Genomic DNA, 16,439 nt, shown 5'->3' with positions numbered 1-16,439 from the left:
TTAAACCTCAGTAAGCACTTTTATATGCGCTACAGCACTGCGACCTAAAGCTGATAGCGCATAGCCACCTTCTAAATACGAAATAACCCCTTTACAACCGCCCTCTTTAGCAACACCACATAGTTGCTCGGTAAGCCAAATATAGTCATCCTCTACAAACTTTAAGCTTGCCATATCATCTTCTAGGTGAGCATCGAACCCTGCGCTTATAAAAAGTAATTCAGGTTTAAACGCTTTTAATTTTGGTAGCCATTGCTGAGCAAACACCTCTTTTAAATCGTCGCCATTACTGGCAATTGGCAGAGGTGAATTAACTATATGACTATTATTTTTAACCGCTGTATTTGGATAAAACGGATACTGAAATAACGAACAAAGCAGTACATTTTCGTCATCAATAAAAATATCTTGCGTGCCATTACCGTGGTGTACATCAAAATCCGCAATAGCAATGCGCTTAACCCCTTTGCTTTGTGCGTACTTAACAGCAATAGCTAAGTTATTAAACACACAAAACCCAGATGATGAGTTTTTATTAGCGTGATGCCCTGGCGGGCGCACTGAGCAAAAAGCAGCATCGAGTTTATCGGCAAGTATTTCATCAACCGCTAACAATCCTGCACCTACTGCCCGCTCAATCGCTTTAAACGAATCGGGGCACAGCCACGTATCGCCATCTAAATTAGCGAGCCCTTCTGTTGGTAGCGTATTTTCTACGTGTTTAAGTAAAGCTTCATCGTGAGCAAGTAAATAATGCTCACGCTCGGCCTTGGGTGCTTGTAGGTGTGTTAAGCCAACATCTACGCCGCTGGCAAGTAATCGGTCTGTTATGGCATCTAGACGTTCTGGGCACTCGGGGTGGTCGTCTATCATTTTATGCTTACGGCAATGAGGATGAGAAATAACAGCGGTACGCATAAAAAGTCCCTTACAAGGTGTAAAAGCTTAATATAGCAAAGCCACCGATGGGTGGCTTTGCGACTTTGGTTTATATCAATACTTTAAATATCAATATTAGCTATTTTGCTTTTAAATGTAGGTTTCTAAAGTCAAAGCTAAAGTCGGTTACTTGTGTTGATACCGCACGCATTTTGGCACTGTTTACACGATTTTGTGAGCTCATTTCAAAACGAATAAACGCATCTGCTTCTAGTAATTTTTCATCCCACTTAACAATAAATGTATTACCAGTGTAATGCTCAAGAGTGCCTTTCAAGCGTTTAGTGTGGGTAAAATCAATGCGTAATTTACCATCTAACTGCTCAATAATTACATCGCCATACCAATCATCGTGTAATGTACCGGTGTAATTAATGTTTGGTAATTGTGGTTGGTAGTCAGCGGGGGCTTCTGGTTTTGCATTAGCATACGCTTGTTGCTTGCCTTCAAAATGACTTTTAGCTAAATCTTCTACCCAGTCTTTATCTTCAAGTTCAAGTGCATCTTCAAGCACTTCATGGGTTACTGCCGAAAGTGCACCAAAAGCTTGTTGATTAGATAAAATAACAATACCGAGGTTTTTCTCAGGCAATAAAGTAACTTGCGATACCATTCCCAAAATACCACCGCCGTGACCTAGCTTTTTAAAGCCGTGGTAGTCTTCAATACTCCAGCCTAACCCATAACCCCTAAACTGCTGATGATACGATTCAAACGCACTTTTAGACGTCATAGACGTAATATGTGGGTGCCACATTTGCGCTTGTTGCTTTTCACTAAATAGCTGCTCGCCACTTGGCATTTTACCGCCTGCTAATTGCGTACGTAGCCATTGACTCATATCGCTTACACTTGAAGCAATGGCGCCTGCGCCTCTAAAGTCCTCAAGGTAGTTCACAAAAAATGGATGAAGCGTGCCATCCATAGGGATATGACCTGTCGCCCAGTTTTTATTACTTTTAGGAATACGTGAAAAGCCCGCGCGTGAGTTATCCATGTGCAGCGGCTGTAATATATTTTTTTCGATGTAATCGTTCCAGCTCATACCCGACACACGTGCAACCACTTCACCAGCGGTAACAAACATCAAGTTGTTATAAGCGTACTTACTACGAAAGCTGCTCGCTGGTTTTAAATACTGTAATCCCGCTAAAATTTCATCAACTGATTTATCGGTACTTGGCCAAATCATTAAATCTCCTTGCCCAAGCCCAAGCCCACTGCGATGACTTAATAAGTCACGAATACGCATTTCGCGTGTTACGTACGAATCGTACAATCTAAACTCGGGTAAATGATCAATTACGCGGTCATCCCAGCTTAATTTACCTTCATCAACCAACTTTGCCAGTGCCGCAGTAGTGAATGCTTTTGTGTTTGAAGCAATACCAAATAAAGTGTCTTTGTTTACTTTTTTGTTGGTATCGAGATTAGTTACACCAAAGCCTTTAGCAAATATTACTTTATCGTTTTCAACAATGGCAACTGCCATCCCGGGTACGTCAAAACGTGCCATTGACGCTTTAATTACATCGTCAACTTTGTTGGTATCAACTTGTGCCCAGCTGCTAAACGTAGTGCCTGCTAATAGTGCAATTGCGGCAAGTTTGGTTAATTTCATATCAATCCTATTTTATTATTTTTGATGAACTGCAAATTCAATTGCTGCGCGCTCTTGATTGGTGTCGCTTTTTTGTGCGCGATTTAATATGGCATCACTGTATTCTTTTGGTACGCCCGCTTCAAGTGAACCGCGATGAACGTGTTTTATGTACCAATCATATGGCAGTACATCGCTGTCATGGGTATTAGCTATATAACAATGTGCGGCTACAGTCTCACCCGTTAAAAGCGTTGGGGCTATATCTACACAATCGTAACCTACGCCCTCAATACCATCTAAAATAGCTTTTTCTTCTTCATTGAGCTCATAAATAACGCCGTAAACCAATGCATCTTCTTTATCGCTTGGACAAATACTGCATTTACCTGAGCCATCTTTAAATAGCATATCAAAAGTAAGCTCGTAGCCTTTAAGTATCGCAGTTCCTACACGCTTTACATTGGGCAAGCGCGCTAACAAACGGTTAGATGACATATTAGAACCAAACGAAAAATTATATAGCGGCATTTTTATCTCCTGCGCTTTTTGAATAAGTTAAATAACAACACGTACTGCAAGTGCAATTAAAATAATGCCAATTCCACGGTCAAACCAATAACCGCGTTGTTGGAAAAAGCCCCTTACATTATCGCGAGAAAGCATCATTGAAAGCATTGAAAACCACGCCCAAGTAGCCAATGCCATGTACACGCCGTAGCCGACCTGTACGCTAGTAGGTGTTGTTGGGCTAATCACGAGTGTAAATAACGACATAAAAAATAACGTGGCTTTTGGGTTTAATGCATTGGTGAAAAAGCCGCGCCTAAAAGCCACCCAAACGGGTTCCTCTTGAACGGTTTTGTTTTCAACATCTTTTACAGCCTCGCCTTCATTACTTTCAGGCGGTTTTGCAGCTCTAAGAGCTTGTACGCCTAAGTAAGCTAAATATGCACCAGCAAGGTACTTGAGCGCCATAAATAAACTAGGCGATTGCGTTAAAATAAGCGCAACACCTAAAACACAATAGGCAACGTGCAGTAAAATAGCAGCGCCAACACCTGCGCTTGTCCACAATGCATTGCGCCTTCCTTGTTGCACACTTTGCTTGAGTACTACGGCAAAGTCAGGCCCTGGGCTTGCTACTGCAAAAAAATGAGCAATAACAATCAGTAAAAATTCATCTAAGTATTCCACGCAGATCCTTGCTAGTTTGGCGAATAAGCTAATAACAGCGGGTTGGCCGAGTTATTTACCAATGCTTTAATTTCTTTTTGTGCTTTTTTAAACTGGCCACGTAAATGCGGCTTTAAATGCTTTTTAGACACTTTATCGTTTTTAAAGTAACTAATTAGGGCATGCATAAATACCGTATGCGTTTCACTTAACTTAGCTTCACGGTTAGCGTATGGGTTATAGCAAGAGCCACACCCGCCTTTAAACTGATACACCGTATTACTCATCATCACACCAAACCCTAAAAAACAAGCAAGTGCATCAGCAGCTTGTGGTAAATACTCCCTACCACCTGGCGGTAGCACCCCAACGTGATGAATAAGTATGGTGGCCAGAGTACCTGCATAACTAGCCACTAAATCTTGTGGCTGATTAATCTGGTTAGGATTAAAAGAAATATTAATCGTATGGCTTGGAGGCACAATTAGATGGCTGCCTTCGCCACGTATTTCATTGCTAAATTCAAAGTGTGGAAAAACTTGCGGTTGTAATTGCTGCGGTGCAACTAGTTGGATAGGCCATGCGTTCATACCCGCGTAATTAGTAACGCGGTTAAAAACATTACTCGCCATTTCTTCAATGCTCGATACCGAATCAGGGAAAAAAGTGGCCGTTGGCAGTATTATTTGAGTGTGCTTTGTAAAAAACTCAGCATCAAAGTTTTCTACAGCCCAAATAAATGTATCAATAAGCCATTGCTGTTCTTGCTGCTCTAATAATGGCTTTGATTTAAATAAAGCTAACATAGTGTGCTCTTTTAGGTTTTAGTTTAGGTGCTTACGTAGGTGCTAACTTAGTCTTTTTGTGTAAGCGCCCAGTCCCACGCTTGAGTATTGTATAGCGGCACTGTTGATAGCGCATGGTGGTGGCTTCCACTAGACTCTTTAGTTGAGTACGATAAGTACAATAAAGTACGATTTTCAGCATCGTAAATACGACGTACTTTTAGTGATTTAAATAATATACTTTTAGATGATTTAAAGATCACTTCGCCCGATTTGCTACGGTCTATTTTTTGTAGCTGCTGCGCTGTAATTGGCCCCGTTTGACGACACGCTATAGACATATCAGAGGGATCAGAAAAGTCCAAATTAGCCTCTATATGACTAATATGACAAGTAACGCCCTCAACAATAGGATCTTGCTGCGAATTCACCACAACATCTTTAGTTGTAAATAACCCAAGGCTTACCGAAGCAACATCGTCAGAGCAAGCACTTAACGTAACAATTGCACCTGCAAGTAAAGCTAAACGTTTAAATTTTTGTGGTAATTTCATACTTATCCTTAATCAATATATAGGTAACTTAGTAGATAAGTTACTAAGCGAAGGTTCACCTGTTTGTTTTTATACTAACATCAAAAATAAATACGACTAAATTAGTTTAAAGTAAAGATTTTAGATAGCTCAGGGTTTAGTGACCCCTCTTGTATTTGATACAATTACCTCTCGCTCATGCAGTAACTCATAATAGGAAACGCCTAAATGCCGCACATTATTATTGAACACTCAGAAGACCTCCCCGTTTTACCTCAAGTACTGGTAGAAAAAATTCATACAACCGCTTTCGAAAGTAACTTGTTTGAATTAGAAACCATAAAAACACGTGCTATTGCTTATCAGCAATATCAACTTGGCGCAGGAAAATCAGGGTTTATACATATCGCGGTACATATTTTGGCAGGACGCTCAATTGAGCAAAAACAAATGTTAAGCGAACTGCTACTTTCATGTTTAAAAACATATTGCAGAGCATCAGACAGTCTAAGCGTAAATATTTACGATATTGAGCATGAGATATACCGTAAAAATTAGTTAACTCTTGTAGCTTTGAGCAATAAAAGTAAACACTAGTAAGTAAAAAGCCCCAATAGGGGCTTTTTTGTCTTCTGACATTAAATGCTGATCACTGTCACTTATAAAGCAAAGCATCTGATCTAACGCTGGAATTTAATAGTGCATTCGCACTATTCCAAATTTAAGAAAGCTTAGCTTAATCTATGGATTAACTTTATTTAGATTACGTTTATTCTTAGGGGTAACTAAAGAATAAAAATTACACAATATTAAATTAATGTAGCTTTAAATAATTTGGATAGATATTTACTTGGGAAATTTGTAAAAGTGGTGGCCCCTCCCAGACTCGAACTGGGGACCTAACGATTATGAGTTGCAAAACAAGGACTTACTACGAGTTACTTTTTAATATAACTATTTACTAATTTTCATAGCTATATCATAGGGTTATTGAATAACCCCTACCTCTGATGCATAAATCATTATGTATTTCAGAACGTTAAATTTTACGTTCAAAGTAGCACAGAGGTAGCACCATATGTCAGACACAAAATTTCGCTTCACAGAATTGTCGCTTGAAAAGATAGAATCAAACGGTAAACGCACTCGCTATTATGACAATCTATTGTCAGGACTCATTTTAGATGTGAGCGTAGCAGGTAAGAAGTCATTTAGAGTTTATAAAAAAATACCAGGAAGAGACACCCCTATTAATGTCACCCTTGGGTACTTTCCATCAATTACACTTGATGATGCAAGGCGAATGGCTCGTAAAGTAATGGCAGATATTGCTGAGGGTATAAACCCGAACGACCTTAAGCGCCAATTTAGAGCAGCTTCAATTACCTTGAAAGAAGCCTTTGATTCATACATCGAATCTAGAGTTCTTAAGCCTATAACTGAAAGAGGGTATCAACAAAAAATAGATTGCTACCTATCTGATTGGCATAACAAACGTCTAGCCGATATTAATCAAACAATGATTTTAAAGCGCCAACGAGAAATAACCTCAAGAAGTCCTGCTCAGGCAAATTATACCATGCGCCTAATGCGTGCTTTATTTAACTTTGCTAAAGCTGAATACAAATCTTCTGAAGGTCGCTCATTATTTCCAGAAAACCCTGTAGATGCACTTTCTGAAAAACGAAGCTGGAATAATGTAAAGCGTAAAACAACACGGCTGCGTCGTTCACAACTAAAACCTTTTGTAGATGCATTATATGAAGTTAGAAATGAAGCAGCTAAATATCGTCAAAATACTCGCGTTGGTTTTTGTGATTATCTGGAGTTTTTAACCTTTTCAGGCCTGAGAAGGTCTGAGCTACTGCAACTCCCATGGTCACAAGTACACCTTGAAGATAGAATATTCATTCTAGAAGATACAAAAAATGGCTTGGACGTCGAGTTTCCAATTACAGATCGATTAGCTGAGATATTTAATCGACGAAAAGAATACAAGGTATCTGACTATGTATTTGGTACAAATAGCAAAAAAGGCTACCTGACTGATCCTAAAAAAACGTTAAAGCATGTATGCCAAATTGCAGGAGTAAAAATTACTTCGCATGATTTGCGCCGCACATTTACATCGATGGCTGAGAGTAGCGGAGTGTCAGGATACCTCCTGAAACGTCTCCTAAACCACATTACAGACAAAAGTGATGTAACTGCAGGCTATTTAATCTTAACCGCTGAGGAGCTTAAAGAGCCAGCAGAAAAAGTAACAGAAACGATAGCCAAATATGCGGGGCTTATCAGTCCCTGTTACAACTTGGGATTAACAGATATTAAGCTGCAGCTAGAGAGTTTAAGCAAGGAGCAAAAAATAGAATTAGTAAGTACGTTATTGAGATAATGCCTGCGAACTGCTTTGCTTGAATTATAATTTGCAGCTTCATAAAAGCTGCAAATAGATATTAAACTGCTTTCTAGATACCTGCTTAATTTAGCAACTATCGATACGAGTACGTAAACTAAATCTAATAATTTTCAACTAAATTAAGTCAGCACGGTTCAAAAGCAACTCACTATCTTTCATCGTAAGAAACAACCTATAAGGCTCGTCAGGAAAAGCAATGAATCCATATTTCTCATAAAACTCTTTTGCTTTATCATCTTTAGCATCTACAACTAGCATGGGGGTAGGGACTGAAAGAGAGGCAATATATGAATTGCGGATAGCGTCTATCAACAGGAACTCACCATGCCCTTGCCCTTGATACTGAATGTCTATTGCGAGCCTACCTAAAAGAGAGCAATTTAAATTGCCTTTTGGAAGCTTCTTGACCATTTCCGGAGGTAAAGATGATTGGTCAATACTCATCATAGCTAAGGTATAAAAGCCGATGATTTTTGAAGGTACTTTTCCATCTGAAAGAACAAATGTTCTTGCAAGATGTTTTTTTTCGTGTTGGCCTGAGATTGTTTTCAGGTAATTATTTAGCGGTAGAACACCGCAGTCAAATGACTTTTTATCATGTTCGGTGGTAATTTTCTCTATTTTCATTATTCTTACGAGCCTTATATTTCATGGCTGCTTGTAAGAGCTTATCATTAACATTCGCAGGTTTGTCTAACGCTTCAAATAATGCGCTTGCATTTGCTTCACTCAGCTGTAATACATTCGTATAATTCACAACTCGCTGAGCCTCTGAAATAGCTACATTAGTCAAAAAACTATTAAGACTTGTTGCACCAGATAATAATGCTGCTCTTTCCAGCAACTCTCTATTTTCTATTGTAACTCGAGCAGTAATACGCTCGGTCGCCATATTTTGAGTTTTCATATTTGATCCTCTATTCCCCTCCAGAATTAAATTCTTAGAGAGTGGCCTTATAAAGGCCTAGTTCCAAAAATCTTATCGAGCTTCCTTTGTTTATAAAATAGGACAGCTGCAACTAAGTTCGATTGGGCCAATAACAAGCAATTAAAACTTTACTTGTATTCTTACATTATAAGATGATTCTACCTTGCTGTCAATAGCGGTGCCATTTTGGCACCAAGCTTAAATTTTCATTTTAAATAACCAACTTTAAAAATCGAATATTATAATGCATCTGACTTATCAGAATTAAGCTGTATAAATTTAGGGGTTATAATCTCAGAACTATAAAATGCGTTTATTTCTATATTTATAAATACGTTTAGCACTTCTTCCTGTTTAGAACATTGAGTATACAGCTAACACAGGGGCCGCAAGGGACATAAAAAATCAAAAGTACGAATCAAAAAAGTTAAAGGTACGACAGCTTTCATCAAAAGTACGATACTATTCAAGATCAAAAGTACGACACTAACCTGTGTTTATCCTTTTCATAAAAAGTTCGGAGTTAAGTTTTGCGAGTTCCATCCTTCCACTTTCAATATCACGAAAAATAAATAAGCTGTCGCCTTCAACCTTCAATAGGTAATCAAGTATTTTTTCTATTTTTCTAAGCCGCTTTTTTAAATCTGACAATGACGATCTAATACCAATTCTTTCTCGTAAATTATCTAACTTGATAACTTGCTTAGAAGGTCTACCACAGCGCTTCCGGCAGACTTCATAAAGTCTGCGATCAAATGGTTTGGATAATTGAAAGTAATCTTCATGTAATGTTAATACATCATTGTCATCAACCGTCTCAATGAGCCAATCGGGCAGTGTTACTTGCCAACAACTTAAACCACTACCTTCGATTAACTTAAAGCCTTCGATGAGGCCCATACTTTCCAAAAATCTTCGGCCATTAAACTTATAATCAGTAGTGATTAAAGTTCCTGCGAGTCGATATAAAGCCTTTTCAACAAGTTTATACTCTTTTCCTGATGTTCCTCTCCCTGTAGCCTTTAGGAGATCATAGGTGTTGAAGCGAACCGTGTTACTAAGCTCTAACTTAGCATTTTTTGCAGCCATGATATGGCTTAAGCAATAAATGAGTATTTCTTTATCTTTGATGGTTGCTCGACCCAGGACGCTTGGAACGATTTTTATCGATACGCCTTTATATGAAAAATCCAAAACACCTTTAGACTTGCCGTCTAATGCAAACACAGGCCACACCATTGAAAACATATCTGATTTCAAATTGACATGAGTCATTTTGCATTCAAAATGCGCCATAGCTAGCGTTACTTGTTTCTTGGTTGAGAAGCTAACCAGTTGTGAAAATCTTCGACAGGGAAGAGTAATCGAGCGCCAATTTTAATATGTGGCGGTAATGGGTAATTTCCACAGCCTTGTTTGTTCTTAGAGATTTGATTAAAAAGAGCTTGTTTACTGATAAAAAGTAAGTCGGCTACTTCTTCTGAACGATAAAATACCTTTTCCATTATATTGACCTCAAAGCGTAAGCGTTGAGCTCAATTATTAGCTCAACACATCATTAATTAGTTGAGCGACAATGGTAATTAAGTGGTAAGAAGCTTGTCCTTGAAAAACAGGGGTAACTTTCAGGGGGTTTTTGATGTTTTAGGGACAAAGTGAAATAATCTAGTAAACGAAAAAGAGTAACTTTATGATTTTTATCTATATTATTTTTTAAAGTGGGGATTGGCTAGTGTAAATACCTACAAAAAAATTTTCTTGATAATCTTTTTAAGTAGGCTTTTGGAGAGGTCTACGTAATATCACTTACATTTAAGATAAAACAAAACAGCAAAGAAGAGCACAAGACTTAGAATCAAAGCGCAACCAGCGAGTACAGGAGCCATGTTTAAATCCTGCCTTCTTTAATTGCTGCAAAAAGATCATTTTTCAGCTTGTCGTAGCGTCGAATAGCGCGAATCGCTAACACCATTAAAATCCACATTTAAAACTATTCGTATATTGTCATAACTGCAATCTCTGCTAATGCTTTGTACTTGAGTATAGAAAAGATCCTTCCCAATTACACAAAGCAATAATCCACTCACTAATATTTTGTTGCTTCTGCTCATTACAGCCCATGAAGGGGAAAGTAATTTTTTTGCTTCGAGATTTGAAATGACTGAAAGGCTCTAACCTAATATCCCAAACCTCACCTATTTCATTTGTTACATCGAAAGCCAGCGCTTTTTGAGAAATCAAAGCAAAAAATATTTCCTGCTCTGTCTGCACTTCTTTCTCAAATGATAGCCCTAATGGTTCACATTCAGCTTCGATACCAGCTAAGCGGCTTTGAAACTCAGCTACTACAGGTATAAATGGCCTTAGTTCAACATTTTTGTATAGATCTAAAAGTAACATACATTGCTCCTTAAAATTAGGCATGCCTAATTTTGAACACTGCCCTATTCTTTAAGTGATTAGTAATAGGTGTCGTAAAGCTCTCCACGTGATTGTGCATCTTCAGCTTCTTCACGCGACATAAATTCACCATCAGCGATAATATTGCCCATACCATCATTCAATTGGTCTAGTTGCTCTTTTTCGTTCGACGACTGCTCATCGCTTGTAAATATACTTACCAGCAAGTAGATAGCCCCGACTAATACACACACAAATGTTTCAAGCATATTCATTCCTCTCCAAATTCAAATTACCCACGAAAGCAAAAGCTAAGGATTCCTTAGTATCCAGATCCAATTAAAGCTAAGAAACTCTTAGTTTTCAAGTTAAGAATAATAAATAATGAAAACTAATGACGAATCACCATTTCCAAAGCGATTAAAAGAGGCAAGAAAAGCCAAAGGCTTATCACAAAAACAGCTAGGGATTTTAGCTGGCATGGATGAATTTGCAGCATCAGCAAGAATGAATCAATATGAAAAAGGTGTACATTCTCCAGACTTTAAAACAGTGAAAGCACTTGCTGATATTTTAGAAGTGCCCACTGCTTACTTGTATTGTATTGAGGATGGATTAGCATTGATTATTTTAGAGTCTAGTTCTTAGGACAGAAGACGATAATCATTGAGATTAATTATTTATCGGACTTAGCTAGAGTAGCTAATGGCGCAGTACAATGATGCTTAAGCTGTTTATCATCATCTTTATCTAAATCATATCTTGGTGAACAAGCCAAATGTTTTCCCTTTTCATCAAAAATAATACTTTCTGTATTAGTGACAAAAATAAACTCTTTCTTACCCGTGTAAACGATTCTACCTTGTAAGTAATTACCATAAGCATCAATATAAACTGTACACCCCGAGACCTTACTATATTCTTCTTTTTTTACTTCTTTAAAAGGCCTACAAACACCATCCCCTATTAACTTAGCGCCATAAGACTGACCAGCCGAAAAGAATATTGATAAAATACCCCAAACAACCCACAGCAAGGTGGATATAGATATCATATAAATGATCAACCCTATAAATGCGAAAAAAGGATATGCGAACAATTTTTTTAAGCCACCAGGAATTTTTTTAAGCCAATTGAACACCCTACTTGGCTTATTTTTATTCTTTTTTGATAGTTTGTGCTCAAAAAATAAATACCAATAGAGAGCAACAATAAGACAAAGTACAGAAATACTTTCCCAACCCATTTTGAAAAACTTCGCTACCTCGTCCATCCAGTTCTCGTGCATAGTACGGATAGCAAACATAGTCATATGTGTAGTTTCTTGATTACTTAATTCAACATTTGAATTGCCTAATCCTATAACCTCTATAACTCCCTTCAAAAAGCTATAACCTGCATAATGATTAATAGCAGCAATTGCACCGCCTAAAATAGCTAAGATTGACAGTTTGGTCGCAATTCTCTCTATTGTTTCGCTTTTTCTTTTAGTCTCTTCAGTCATTCAATATTCCTTGTAATTGAAACTAATAATTATCATGCTTAAAAGTGTGAATGAAGTAATAAATCACTTTTAAGTTAATTAATTAAACCATTTCAAAATGAGGCATCATGAGCAATTGCCTCCTCTTTTCTGGGCTTCGCCCATCCCCCGCTATGTAGAAGCCTAAAATAGGCTTGCACATAGCGGGGGATGGGCTCTTGAGCATCTTACACGCAGATTTTTATTTGCAGATTGAAATTTAAATTAAAGCTGCTAACCTAAATATTAATCAAGCCCTTCGGGCAAGAAAAAAACAGGCGCTTTTCTGCTGCCTTCAACACGTTGTTACATTCCCTGTAACCCCCACTTCAGAAGCTTTCAGCTTCATCATAAAACCAAGTTTTTTGATTTTTAGGCGCGATCAGTCCGAGCCTTACGCATGCGTAAAACAGGGGCGAATAGGCGTTAGCCGCTGAGCTTAATCAGCCAGTTTTTCTTACAACCACAACGGAGAATAACTATGACCTTTAATGCTAAAGCAGAAGCATTGCGCCTAAAAAATGAAAAAAAATTGATCACTAAAAAACGATTTAAGCCATCTAAACTAGATAAACATAAACAACGACTTCTGGCTCTTTATGAAGAAGATACGAGTATAGCCAATCTTCAAAGATGGCTCTTGCGTAAAGGAATGAGAGTACATTGGACAACTGTAAAACGTTGGGTACAAAAGAATGCCTAAGTTCGCAAAACCAGAAACGCAAGCGGAAAAACTGGCTAAAAACTTATACAAGCACAAAATTATTAAATCTCTAGGTACCGCTCGAAGCTATAAAGCAGCACTTATAAAAATAGCTCGGTGGTCAAAGGATATTGGCATTAATGGTGTGCAAGGCATGAGTATTCAAGATGCTTATAAATATATTGATTACCGCAGTGAGTTTGCAGGCCAAAAAACGCTGGATATGGAACGGCAAGCAATTCAAGCTATGTTTAAACTCAATGGTAAACTTGGCCCTAAAGAAACACTGACTGTAATAAAATCTGAAAAGGAGATAATCGAAAAGTCTCGCGCCTATACTTCAGCCCAAGCTCATGCAATCAGTGAACATCAAACTAGAAAATATAATTTATCTACAAAAATAGCCTACGCAGCAGGCTTAAGAGCCCATGAGCTTTTAACGATTGCCAGAGTATCAGAGCGTAAATCTGATAACCGCCCTGCGTTAAACAGTAAATGGCTTGGTCGAGAAGGTTGTATTTATACAGTGAAAGGCAAAGGCGGCCTAATCCGTGATGTACTAATACCTAACGCACTGGCTACACAACTAGAACAAAGGCGCTTAGCACAGCCTATTACCATTCGTGACAGGGAAATTAACTACTTGCAACGTTATGATATTGGCGGTGGTCATAAATGGTCATGCTCATTCTCAAAAGCATCTAGTCGTACACTATTTTTTTCTAATGGCGGTCATGGCCTCAGGCATAGCTACGCACAAGAGAGAATGGTTGAGCTTAAAGGTTTGGGGCTTAGTAGGCAAATAGCTCTTGAAACAGTTTCGCAAGAGCTGGGTCACTTCAGAGCTGAGATTACAGAGGTTTATTTAAAGTAAGGAGCAGGACGAAAAGGATTTAATTATTAAAGCGGCTAGTTAATATTCAGGCTAATGAGGGAATTCAAACTTTCTAAGTATCAGTTTCGCAAAACCGACTCCAGTATTAGACAAGCGATATTTTCTAATTTTATTAATAACAGCAATTTCAAATAACTCACTCCTATTCATTTTAAAAAACCTGCCAACATTAGTCACATGCTTCGGCTTAGAAATCCCGTTATTATTAATCATCTCTGTGACCTGAGTGGTTGTAAAGAATTCAGATTTCTCAGCATCTCCTCTAGCAACATATAAGACTAATATAATTAACTCTTTTAGAGAAAGCTTCTCAAAATTAGAATGTTTTTGCCTTGTTTGCAAGCCCTGTCCTGCTAAAACGAGCTTCGATTCATAGTTAGTATATAAATCGTTCAACGAGCTCTCATTAGATATTTCCACCGCTTTTGCTTTTTCATGAATTAGTTTCGCAACCCCCATTTCCAATTCCCTTTCATCTCTTTCCTGGAGACCTTCTTCATTAATACTGTCGATGGGCCTGTTGCGCTGATTCTTTCGGTTAAGTCTAAGCTGACTATTGGCTGTCACTAAGACTCTTCTACTTTTATATTTACCAGAAAGATTTTGCTCTATAAACTCTACCTCTTCAACTAAGCGGAAACCAGTAATCACAATATTTTCATCTCCAAAAGAAGATATATATTCAAGAACTTTCTCTGCAACTAGAAATGGAGAAGTCTTCAATATTTCTCTAGCAAAAGCCCCTATCGCAATATCACTTCCCAACCCATGATGTTGCCAATAAATAACATGCATAAAGTCAGAAGCTTCTATGTGTAGGAAATCAAACTTATTTATTAAGTATGTCGCAATTGTGGTTTTACCTGAACAACTTAATCCATAGATAATGTGACAATTAATATTATCAACTAAGCTACCTGTTTTGCTTAATGAATTTGTAATTTTACTTTTCTCTTTAAGCAATTTGTAGCGATCTAAAACTTTAAACATTTCCTCAAATGCTTTTTTTCTAAAATCATACAGATCTGCTTTTTCAATAGGTAACATGCTCAATACGGTTGAAACATTAACAGGTACAAACCATTTGTTAAAAGTTTTATTATCAAGCCACGGGTATATGATATTTGATTCAAAATCGTATTCTTTAATCGTAAAGCTGCCTTCTGTCTTACCTACAAAATAAAAAGGCTCTTCTCTAACCTCTGGCAAATATAAAACTAAATCCGATCTAACCGTAACTGAGCGATCATTTCCTAGTAAATCTAGTTCTAAATCAATATCTATAAAATTTGCATTTTCCATCCAATACTTAACATCAAGGCCTGGGTATTCATAGTTGTATTTTCTAGAAAGCGCATGAATATCTACAGAGGTATCTTCGATTAAAAATGGCTTAACTGCACCAAGCTTAGATTTTTTAAGTTGAGATAAAGCACTTTGGAAGCTCATTTCAAGGAGTTTGCGTCTATTGTATAATCTTGGTTCTTTGTAGTTTGCTAAGCTAGTAATTTCATTGAAATTTCTTATCGTGATATCATAATTTCTACATATATGACGAGCATTTTGCATCTTTATTCGACTTGAAGTAAAAAAGATAAGCTCAAACATACTCTAACTTCCGTCCAGTGTTATTTGGCTTTAGTAATATCTCATTTAAATCATATTTTTCTTTCACATCGCGAATAACCTTTTTATTTTTTCGAGAAAATATGAATACCCCTGGCCCCATACTACTCATTCCAATACCCTTAACATGTTCATTTTCAAGCATAGAAAAAATATTTTTAACATTAGAACCACTGTATTGAACCTCAGCCAATTTCCATGCTGTGTTTCTTATTAAATCGATTGCTTCAATAAATGTTTCATAATTTTTGTCTGCTAATGATGCTGAAACCATAAATATTGCGTTATAGCATGCTTCAAAAGAGTCTATTTTAGCGATAGGAGTAATGGCATTAAAAAAATCAGCCTCTTGCTGCCCGAAGTTATTAAACATACCTTTTGGATAAAGAAATACTATATCGCCAAAAGGATAGCTTTTTTGAAAAAGTAAAGTTGGAATTTTGTTGGGTTCAACCAAGGCCGAAGGTAAATGCGGTTTATTTTCAGATTGTATTCCTGTATCAAATACGAATCCCCCAGTAAAATATGAATGAAGACCCACCCCAGAAGTTCCACCTCTACCCGATAGTACTTGCAAAAATTGAGACGTATAGTCATACCTATTGATAATCAAAAGCGCTTCAATGGCAGCTAGAGTTATAGCTGTACCACTCCCTAAACCAATATGTGGTAGAGGGGCATTATATAAACATGCTTCTAAACCATGAGGAAGCTTTAGGTCTTTTCTTATTTGCTCAAGTTTTATAACTATTCTATCTAATGTAGGCCTAAGCTCTTGAGAAGCAGGTTTAAATTCAATAATACTGGATTTTTTACCTATTAATTTAAAGCCTGTATCAACAGCCATTCCAAACCCACCATTGCATCTAAACGAGCACTGGTGCATTGCAATTAAGTTAAAATGAAGTCTTAA

Annotated in this window: 20 protein-coding genes; 5 read left to right on the top strand and 15 right to left on the bottom strand. The window is 37.5% G+C overall.

Annotated features, from left to right (window positions below; translation table 11 throughout):
- From H5117_RS07805 to H5117_RS07780, 6 genes are all read right to left on the bottom strand, one after another.
- Window positions 1-918 (bottom strand): histone deacetylase family protein, encoded by a 918-nt coding sequence (locus tag H5117_RS07805; protein ID WP_076925013.1) that lies wholly within the window; start codon window positions 916-918, stop codon window positions 1-3.
- 100 nt (window positions 919-1,018) lie between these two features.
- A complete protein-coding gene (locus tag H5117_RS07800) occupies window positions 1,019-2,560 on the bottom strand; it encodes a serine hydrolase (protein ID WP_182736986.1) in 1,542 nt (513 codons plus the stop codon).
- A 15-nt stretch (window positions 2,561-2,575) separates the two neighbouring features.
- Window positions 2,576-3,070, bottom strand: coding sequence for a gamma-glutamylcyclotransferase family protein (locus H5117_RS07795; RefSeq protein ID WP_182736984.1), 495 nt, complete (start codon window positions 3,068-3,070; stop codon window positions 2,576-2,578).
- Window positions 3,071-3,097: 27 nt separating this feature from the next.
- Window positions 3,098-3,736: a LysE family transporter gene (locus H5117_RS07790; RefSeq protein ID WP_182671445.1), complete on the bottom strand. Its 639-nt coding sequence runs from the start codon at window positions 3,734-3,736 to the stop codon at window positions 3,098-3,100.
- Between the two features lie 11 nt (window positions 3,737-3,747).
- A complete protein-coding gene (locus tag H5117_RS07785) occupies window positions 3,748-4,521 on the bottom strand; it encodes a hypothetical protein (RefSeq protein ID WP_002957816.1) in 774 nt (257 codons plus the stop codon).
- A 47-nt stretch (window positions 4,522-4,568) separates the two neighbouring features.
- A complete protein-coding gene (locus tag H5117_RS07780) occupies window positions 4,569-5,054 on the bottom strand; it encodes a CreA family protein (protein ID WP_002957817.1) in 486 nt (161 codons plus the stop codon).
- A 207-nt stretch (window positions 5,055-5,261) separates the two neighbouring features.
- Here H5117_RS07780 and H5117_RS07775 point away from each other — a divergent pair, with 207 nt between their 5' ends.
- Entirely contained in the window at window positions 5,262-5,591 is a 330-nt protein-coding gene (locus H5117_RS07775; protein ID WP_002957818.1) for a 5-carboxymethyl-2-hydroxymuconate Delta-isomerase, read from the top strand.
- 520 nt (window positions 5,592-6,111) lie between these two features.
- On the top strand, window positions 6,112-7,428 hold the full coding sequence (locus tag H5117_RS07770) for a tyrosine-type recombinase/integrase (RefSeq protein ID WP_182736982.1): 1,317 nt from the start codon (window positions 6,112-6,114) through the stop codon (window positions 7,426-7,428).
- Between the two features lie 138 nt (window positions 7,429-7,566).
- On the opposite strand, the gene H5117_RS07765 is transcribed toward H5117_RS07770, so the two are convergent.
- The 6 genes from H5117_RS07765 to H5117_RS07740 all read right to left on the bottom strand — a co-directional run bounded on the left by H5117_RS07765 (window position 7,567) and on the right by H5117_RS07740 (window position 11,049).
- Entirely contained in the window at window positions 7,567-8,079 is a 513-nt protein-coding gene (locus H5117_RS07765; RefSeq protein WP_182736980.1) for a GNAT family N-acetyltransferase, read from the bottom strand.
- Window positions 8,048-8,359 carry a DUF1778 domain-containing protein gene (locus tag H5117_RS07760; protein WP_182736977.1) on the bottom strand — a complete coding sequence of 104 codons (312 nt, stop codon included), beginning with the start codon at window positions 8,357-8,359 and terminating at the stop codon, window positions 8,048-8,050. The genes H5117_RS07765 and H5117_RS07760 overlap by 32 nt, the downstream gene beginning before the upstream one ends.
- 507 nt (window positions 8,360-8,866) lie before the next feature.
- Window positions 8,867-9,676: a replication initiator protein A gene (locus tag H5117_RS07755; RefSeq protein WP_182736975.1), complete on the bottom strand. Its 810-nt coding sequence runs from the start codon at window positions 9,674-9,676 to the stop codon at window positions 8,867-8,869.
- 8 nt (window positions 9,677-9,684) lie between these two features.
- Window positions 9,685-9,885 (bottom strand): AlpA family transcriptional regulator, encoded by a 201-nt coding sequence (locus tag H5117_RS07750; RefSeq protein WP_033032042.1) that lies wholly within the window; start codon window positions 9,883-9,885, stop codon window positions 9,685-9,687.
- Window positions 9,886-10,402: 517 nt separating this feature from the next.
- Window positions 10,403-10,780 carry a hypothetical protein gene (locus tag H5117_RS07745; protein WP_182736972.1) on the bottom strand — a complete coding sequence of 126 codons (378 nt, stop codon included), beginning with the start codon at window positions 10,778-10,780 and terminating at the stop codon, window positions 10,403-10,405.
- 59 nt (window positions 10,781-10,839) lie between these two features.
- Window positions 10,840-11,049: a hypothetical protein gene (locus tag H5117_RS07740; RefSeq protein ID WP_182736969.1), complete on the bottom strand. Its 210-nt coding sequence runs from the start codon at window positions 11,047-11,049 to the stop codon at window positions 10,840-10,842.
- Window positions 11,050-11,164: 115 nt separating this feature from the next.
- On the opposite strand from H5117_RS07740, the gene H5117_RS07735 reads away from it, so the two are divergent.
- A complete protein-coding gene (locus H5117_RS07735; RefSeq protein ID WP_054202624.1) occupies window positions 11,165-11,428 on the top strand; it encodes a helix-turn-helix domain-containing protein in 264 nt (87 codons plus the stop codon).
- Between the two features lie 28 nt (window positions 11,429-11,456).
- Here the strand turns inward: H5117_RS07735 and H5117_RS07730 are convergent, their stop codons facing one another.
- On the bottom strand, window positions 11,457-12,284 hold the full coding sequence (locus H5117_RS07730) for a hypothetical protein (RefSeq protein ID WP_109874062.1): 828 nt from the start codon (window positions 12,282-12,284) through the stop codon (window positions 11,457-11,459).
- A gap of 499 nt (window positions 12,285-12,783) precedes the next feature.
- On the opposite strand from H5117_RS07730, the gene H5117_RS07725 reads away from it, so the two are divergent.
- Together H5117_RS07725 and H5117_RS07720 are read left to right on the top strand one after the other, a co-directional pair.
- Entirely contained in the window at window positions 12,784-13,005 is a 222-nt protein-coding gene (locus H5117_RS07725) for a hypothetical protein (protein WP_182736967.1), read from the top strand.
- Complete coding sequence (locus tag H5117_RS07720; RefSeq protein WP_182736965.1) at window positions 12,998-13,879, top strand: site-specific integrase; 882 nt, start codon at window positions 12,998-13,000, stop codon at window positions 13,877-13,879. Before H5117_RS07725 ends, H5117_RS07720 begins: the two co-directional genes overlap by 8 nt.
- A 51-nt stretch (window positions 13,880-13,930) precedes the next feature.
- On the opposite strand, the gene H5117_RS07715 is transcribed toward H5117_RS07720, so the two are convergent.
- Both H5117_RS07715 and H5117_RS07710 read right to left on the bottom strand, forming a co-directional pair.
- Window positions 13,931-15,508, bottom strand: a complete 1,578-nt coding sequence (locus H5117_RS07715) for a non-canonical purine NTP pyrophosphatase (RefSeq protein WP_024600177.1) — start codon at window positions 15,506-15,508, stop codon at window positions 13,931-13,933.
- The gene (locus H5117_RS07710) at window positions 15,501-16,412 is read right to left on the bottom strand and encodes a hypothetical protein (RefSeq protein WP_241763451.1); all 912 of its coding nucleotides are present in this window, start codon (window positions 16,410-16,412) and stop codon (window positions 15,501-15,503) included. The genes H5117_RS07715 and H5117_RS07710 overlap by 8 nt, the downstream gene beginning before the upstream one ends.
- Window positions 16,413-16,439: the final 27 nt, after the last annotated feature.

Source organism: Pseudoalteromonas sp. SG45-1, assembly GCF_014164135.1.
In the GTDB taxonomy this organism is placed as follows: Bacteria; Pseudomonadota; Gammaproteobacteria; order Enterobacterales; family Alteromonadaceae; genus Pseudoalteromonas; species Pseudoalteromonas distincta.
The sequence above is the reverse complement of the archived record's forward strand: the minus strand, read 5'-3'. Positions and strand labels throughout refer to the sequence as shown.

Coding starts and splice junctions, on each gene's coding strand:
- H5117_RS07805 (WP_076925013.1), bottom strand. CDS start 918: ATGCGTACCGCTGTTATTTCTCATCCTCATTGCCGTAAGCATAAAATG.
- H5117_RS07800 (WP_182736986.1), bottom strand. CDS start 2,560: ATGAAATTAACCAAACTTGCCGCAATTGCACTATTAGCAGGCACTACG.
- H5117_RS07795 (WP_182736984.1), bottom strand. CDS start 3,070: ATGCCGCTATATAATTTTTCGTTTGGTTCTAATATGTCATCTAACCGT.
- H5117_RS07785 (WP_002957816.1), bottom strand. CDS start 4,521: ATGTTAGCTTTATTTAAATCAAAGCCATTATTAGAGCAGCAAGAACAG.
- H5117_RS07780 (WP_002957817.1), bottom strand. CDS start 5,054: ATGAAATTACCACAAAAATTTAAACGTTTAGCTTTACTTGCAGGTGCA.
- H5117_RS07775 (WP_002957818.1), top strand. CDS start 5,262: ATGCCGCACATTATTATTGAACACTCAGAAGACCTCCCCGTTTTACCT.
- H5117_RS07770 (WP_182736982.1), top strand. CDS start 6,112: ATGTCAGACACAAAATTTCGCTTCACAGAATTGTCGCTTGAAAAGATA.
- H5117_RS07765 (WP_182736980.1), bottom strand. CDS start 8,079: ATGAAAATAGAGAAAATTACCACCGAACATGATAAAAAGTCATTTGAC.
- H5117_RS07760 (WP_182736977.1), bottom strand. CDS start 8,359: ATGAAAACTCAAAATATGGCGACCGAGCGTATTACTGCTCGAGTTACA.
- H5117_RS07755 (WP_182736975.1), bottom strand. CDS start 9,676: ATGGCGCATTTTGAATGCAAAATGACTCATGTCAATTTGAAATCAGAT.
- H5117_RS07750 (WP_033032042.1), bottom strand. CDS start 9,885: ATGGAAAAGGTATTTTATCGTTCAGAAGAAGTAGCCGACTTACTTTTT.
- H5117_RS07745 (WP_182736972.1), bottom strand. CDS start 10,780: ATGTTACTTTTAGATCTATACAAAAATGTTGAACTAAGGCCATTTATA.
- H5117_RS07740 (WP_182736969.1), bottom strand. CDS start 11,049: ATGCTTGAAACATTTGTGTGTGTATTAGTCGGGGCTATCTACTTGCTG.
- H5117_RS07735 (WP_054202624.1), top strand. CDS start 11,165: ATGAAAACTAATGACGAATCACCATTTCCAAAGCGATTAAAAGAGGCA.
- H5117_RS07730 (WP_109874062.1), bottom strand. CDS start 12,284: ATGACTGAAGAGACTAAAAGAAAAAGCGAAACAATAGAGAGAATTGCG.
- H5117_RS07725 (WP_182736967.1), top strand. CDS start 12,784: ATGACCTTTAATGCTAAAGCAGAAGCATTGCGCCTAAAAAATGAAAAA.
- H5117_RS07720 (WP_182736965.1), top strand. CDS start 12,998: ATGCCTAAGTTCGCAAAACCAGAAACGCAAGCGGAAAAACTGGCTAAA.
- H5117_RS07715 (WP_024600177.1), bottom strand. CDS start 15,508: ATGTTTGAGCTTATCTTTTTTACTTCAAGTCGAATAAAGATGCAAAAT.
- H5117_RS07710 (WP_241763451.1), bottom strand. CDS start 16,412: ATGCACCAGTGCTCGTTTAGATGCAATGGTGGGTTTGGAATGGCTGTT.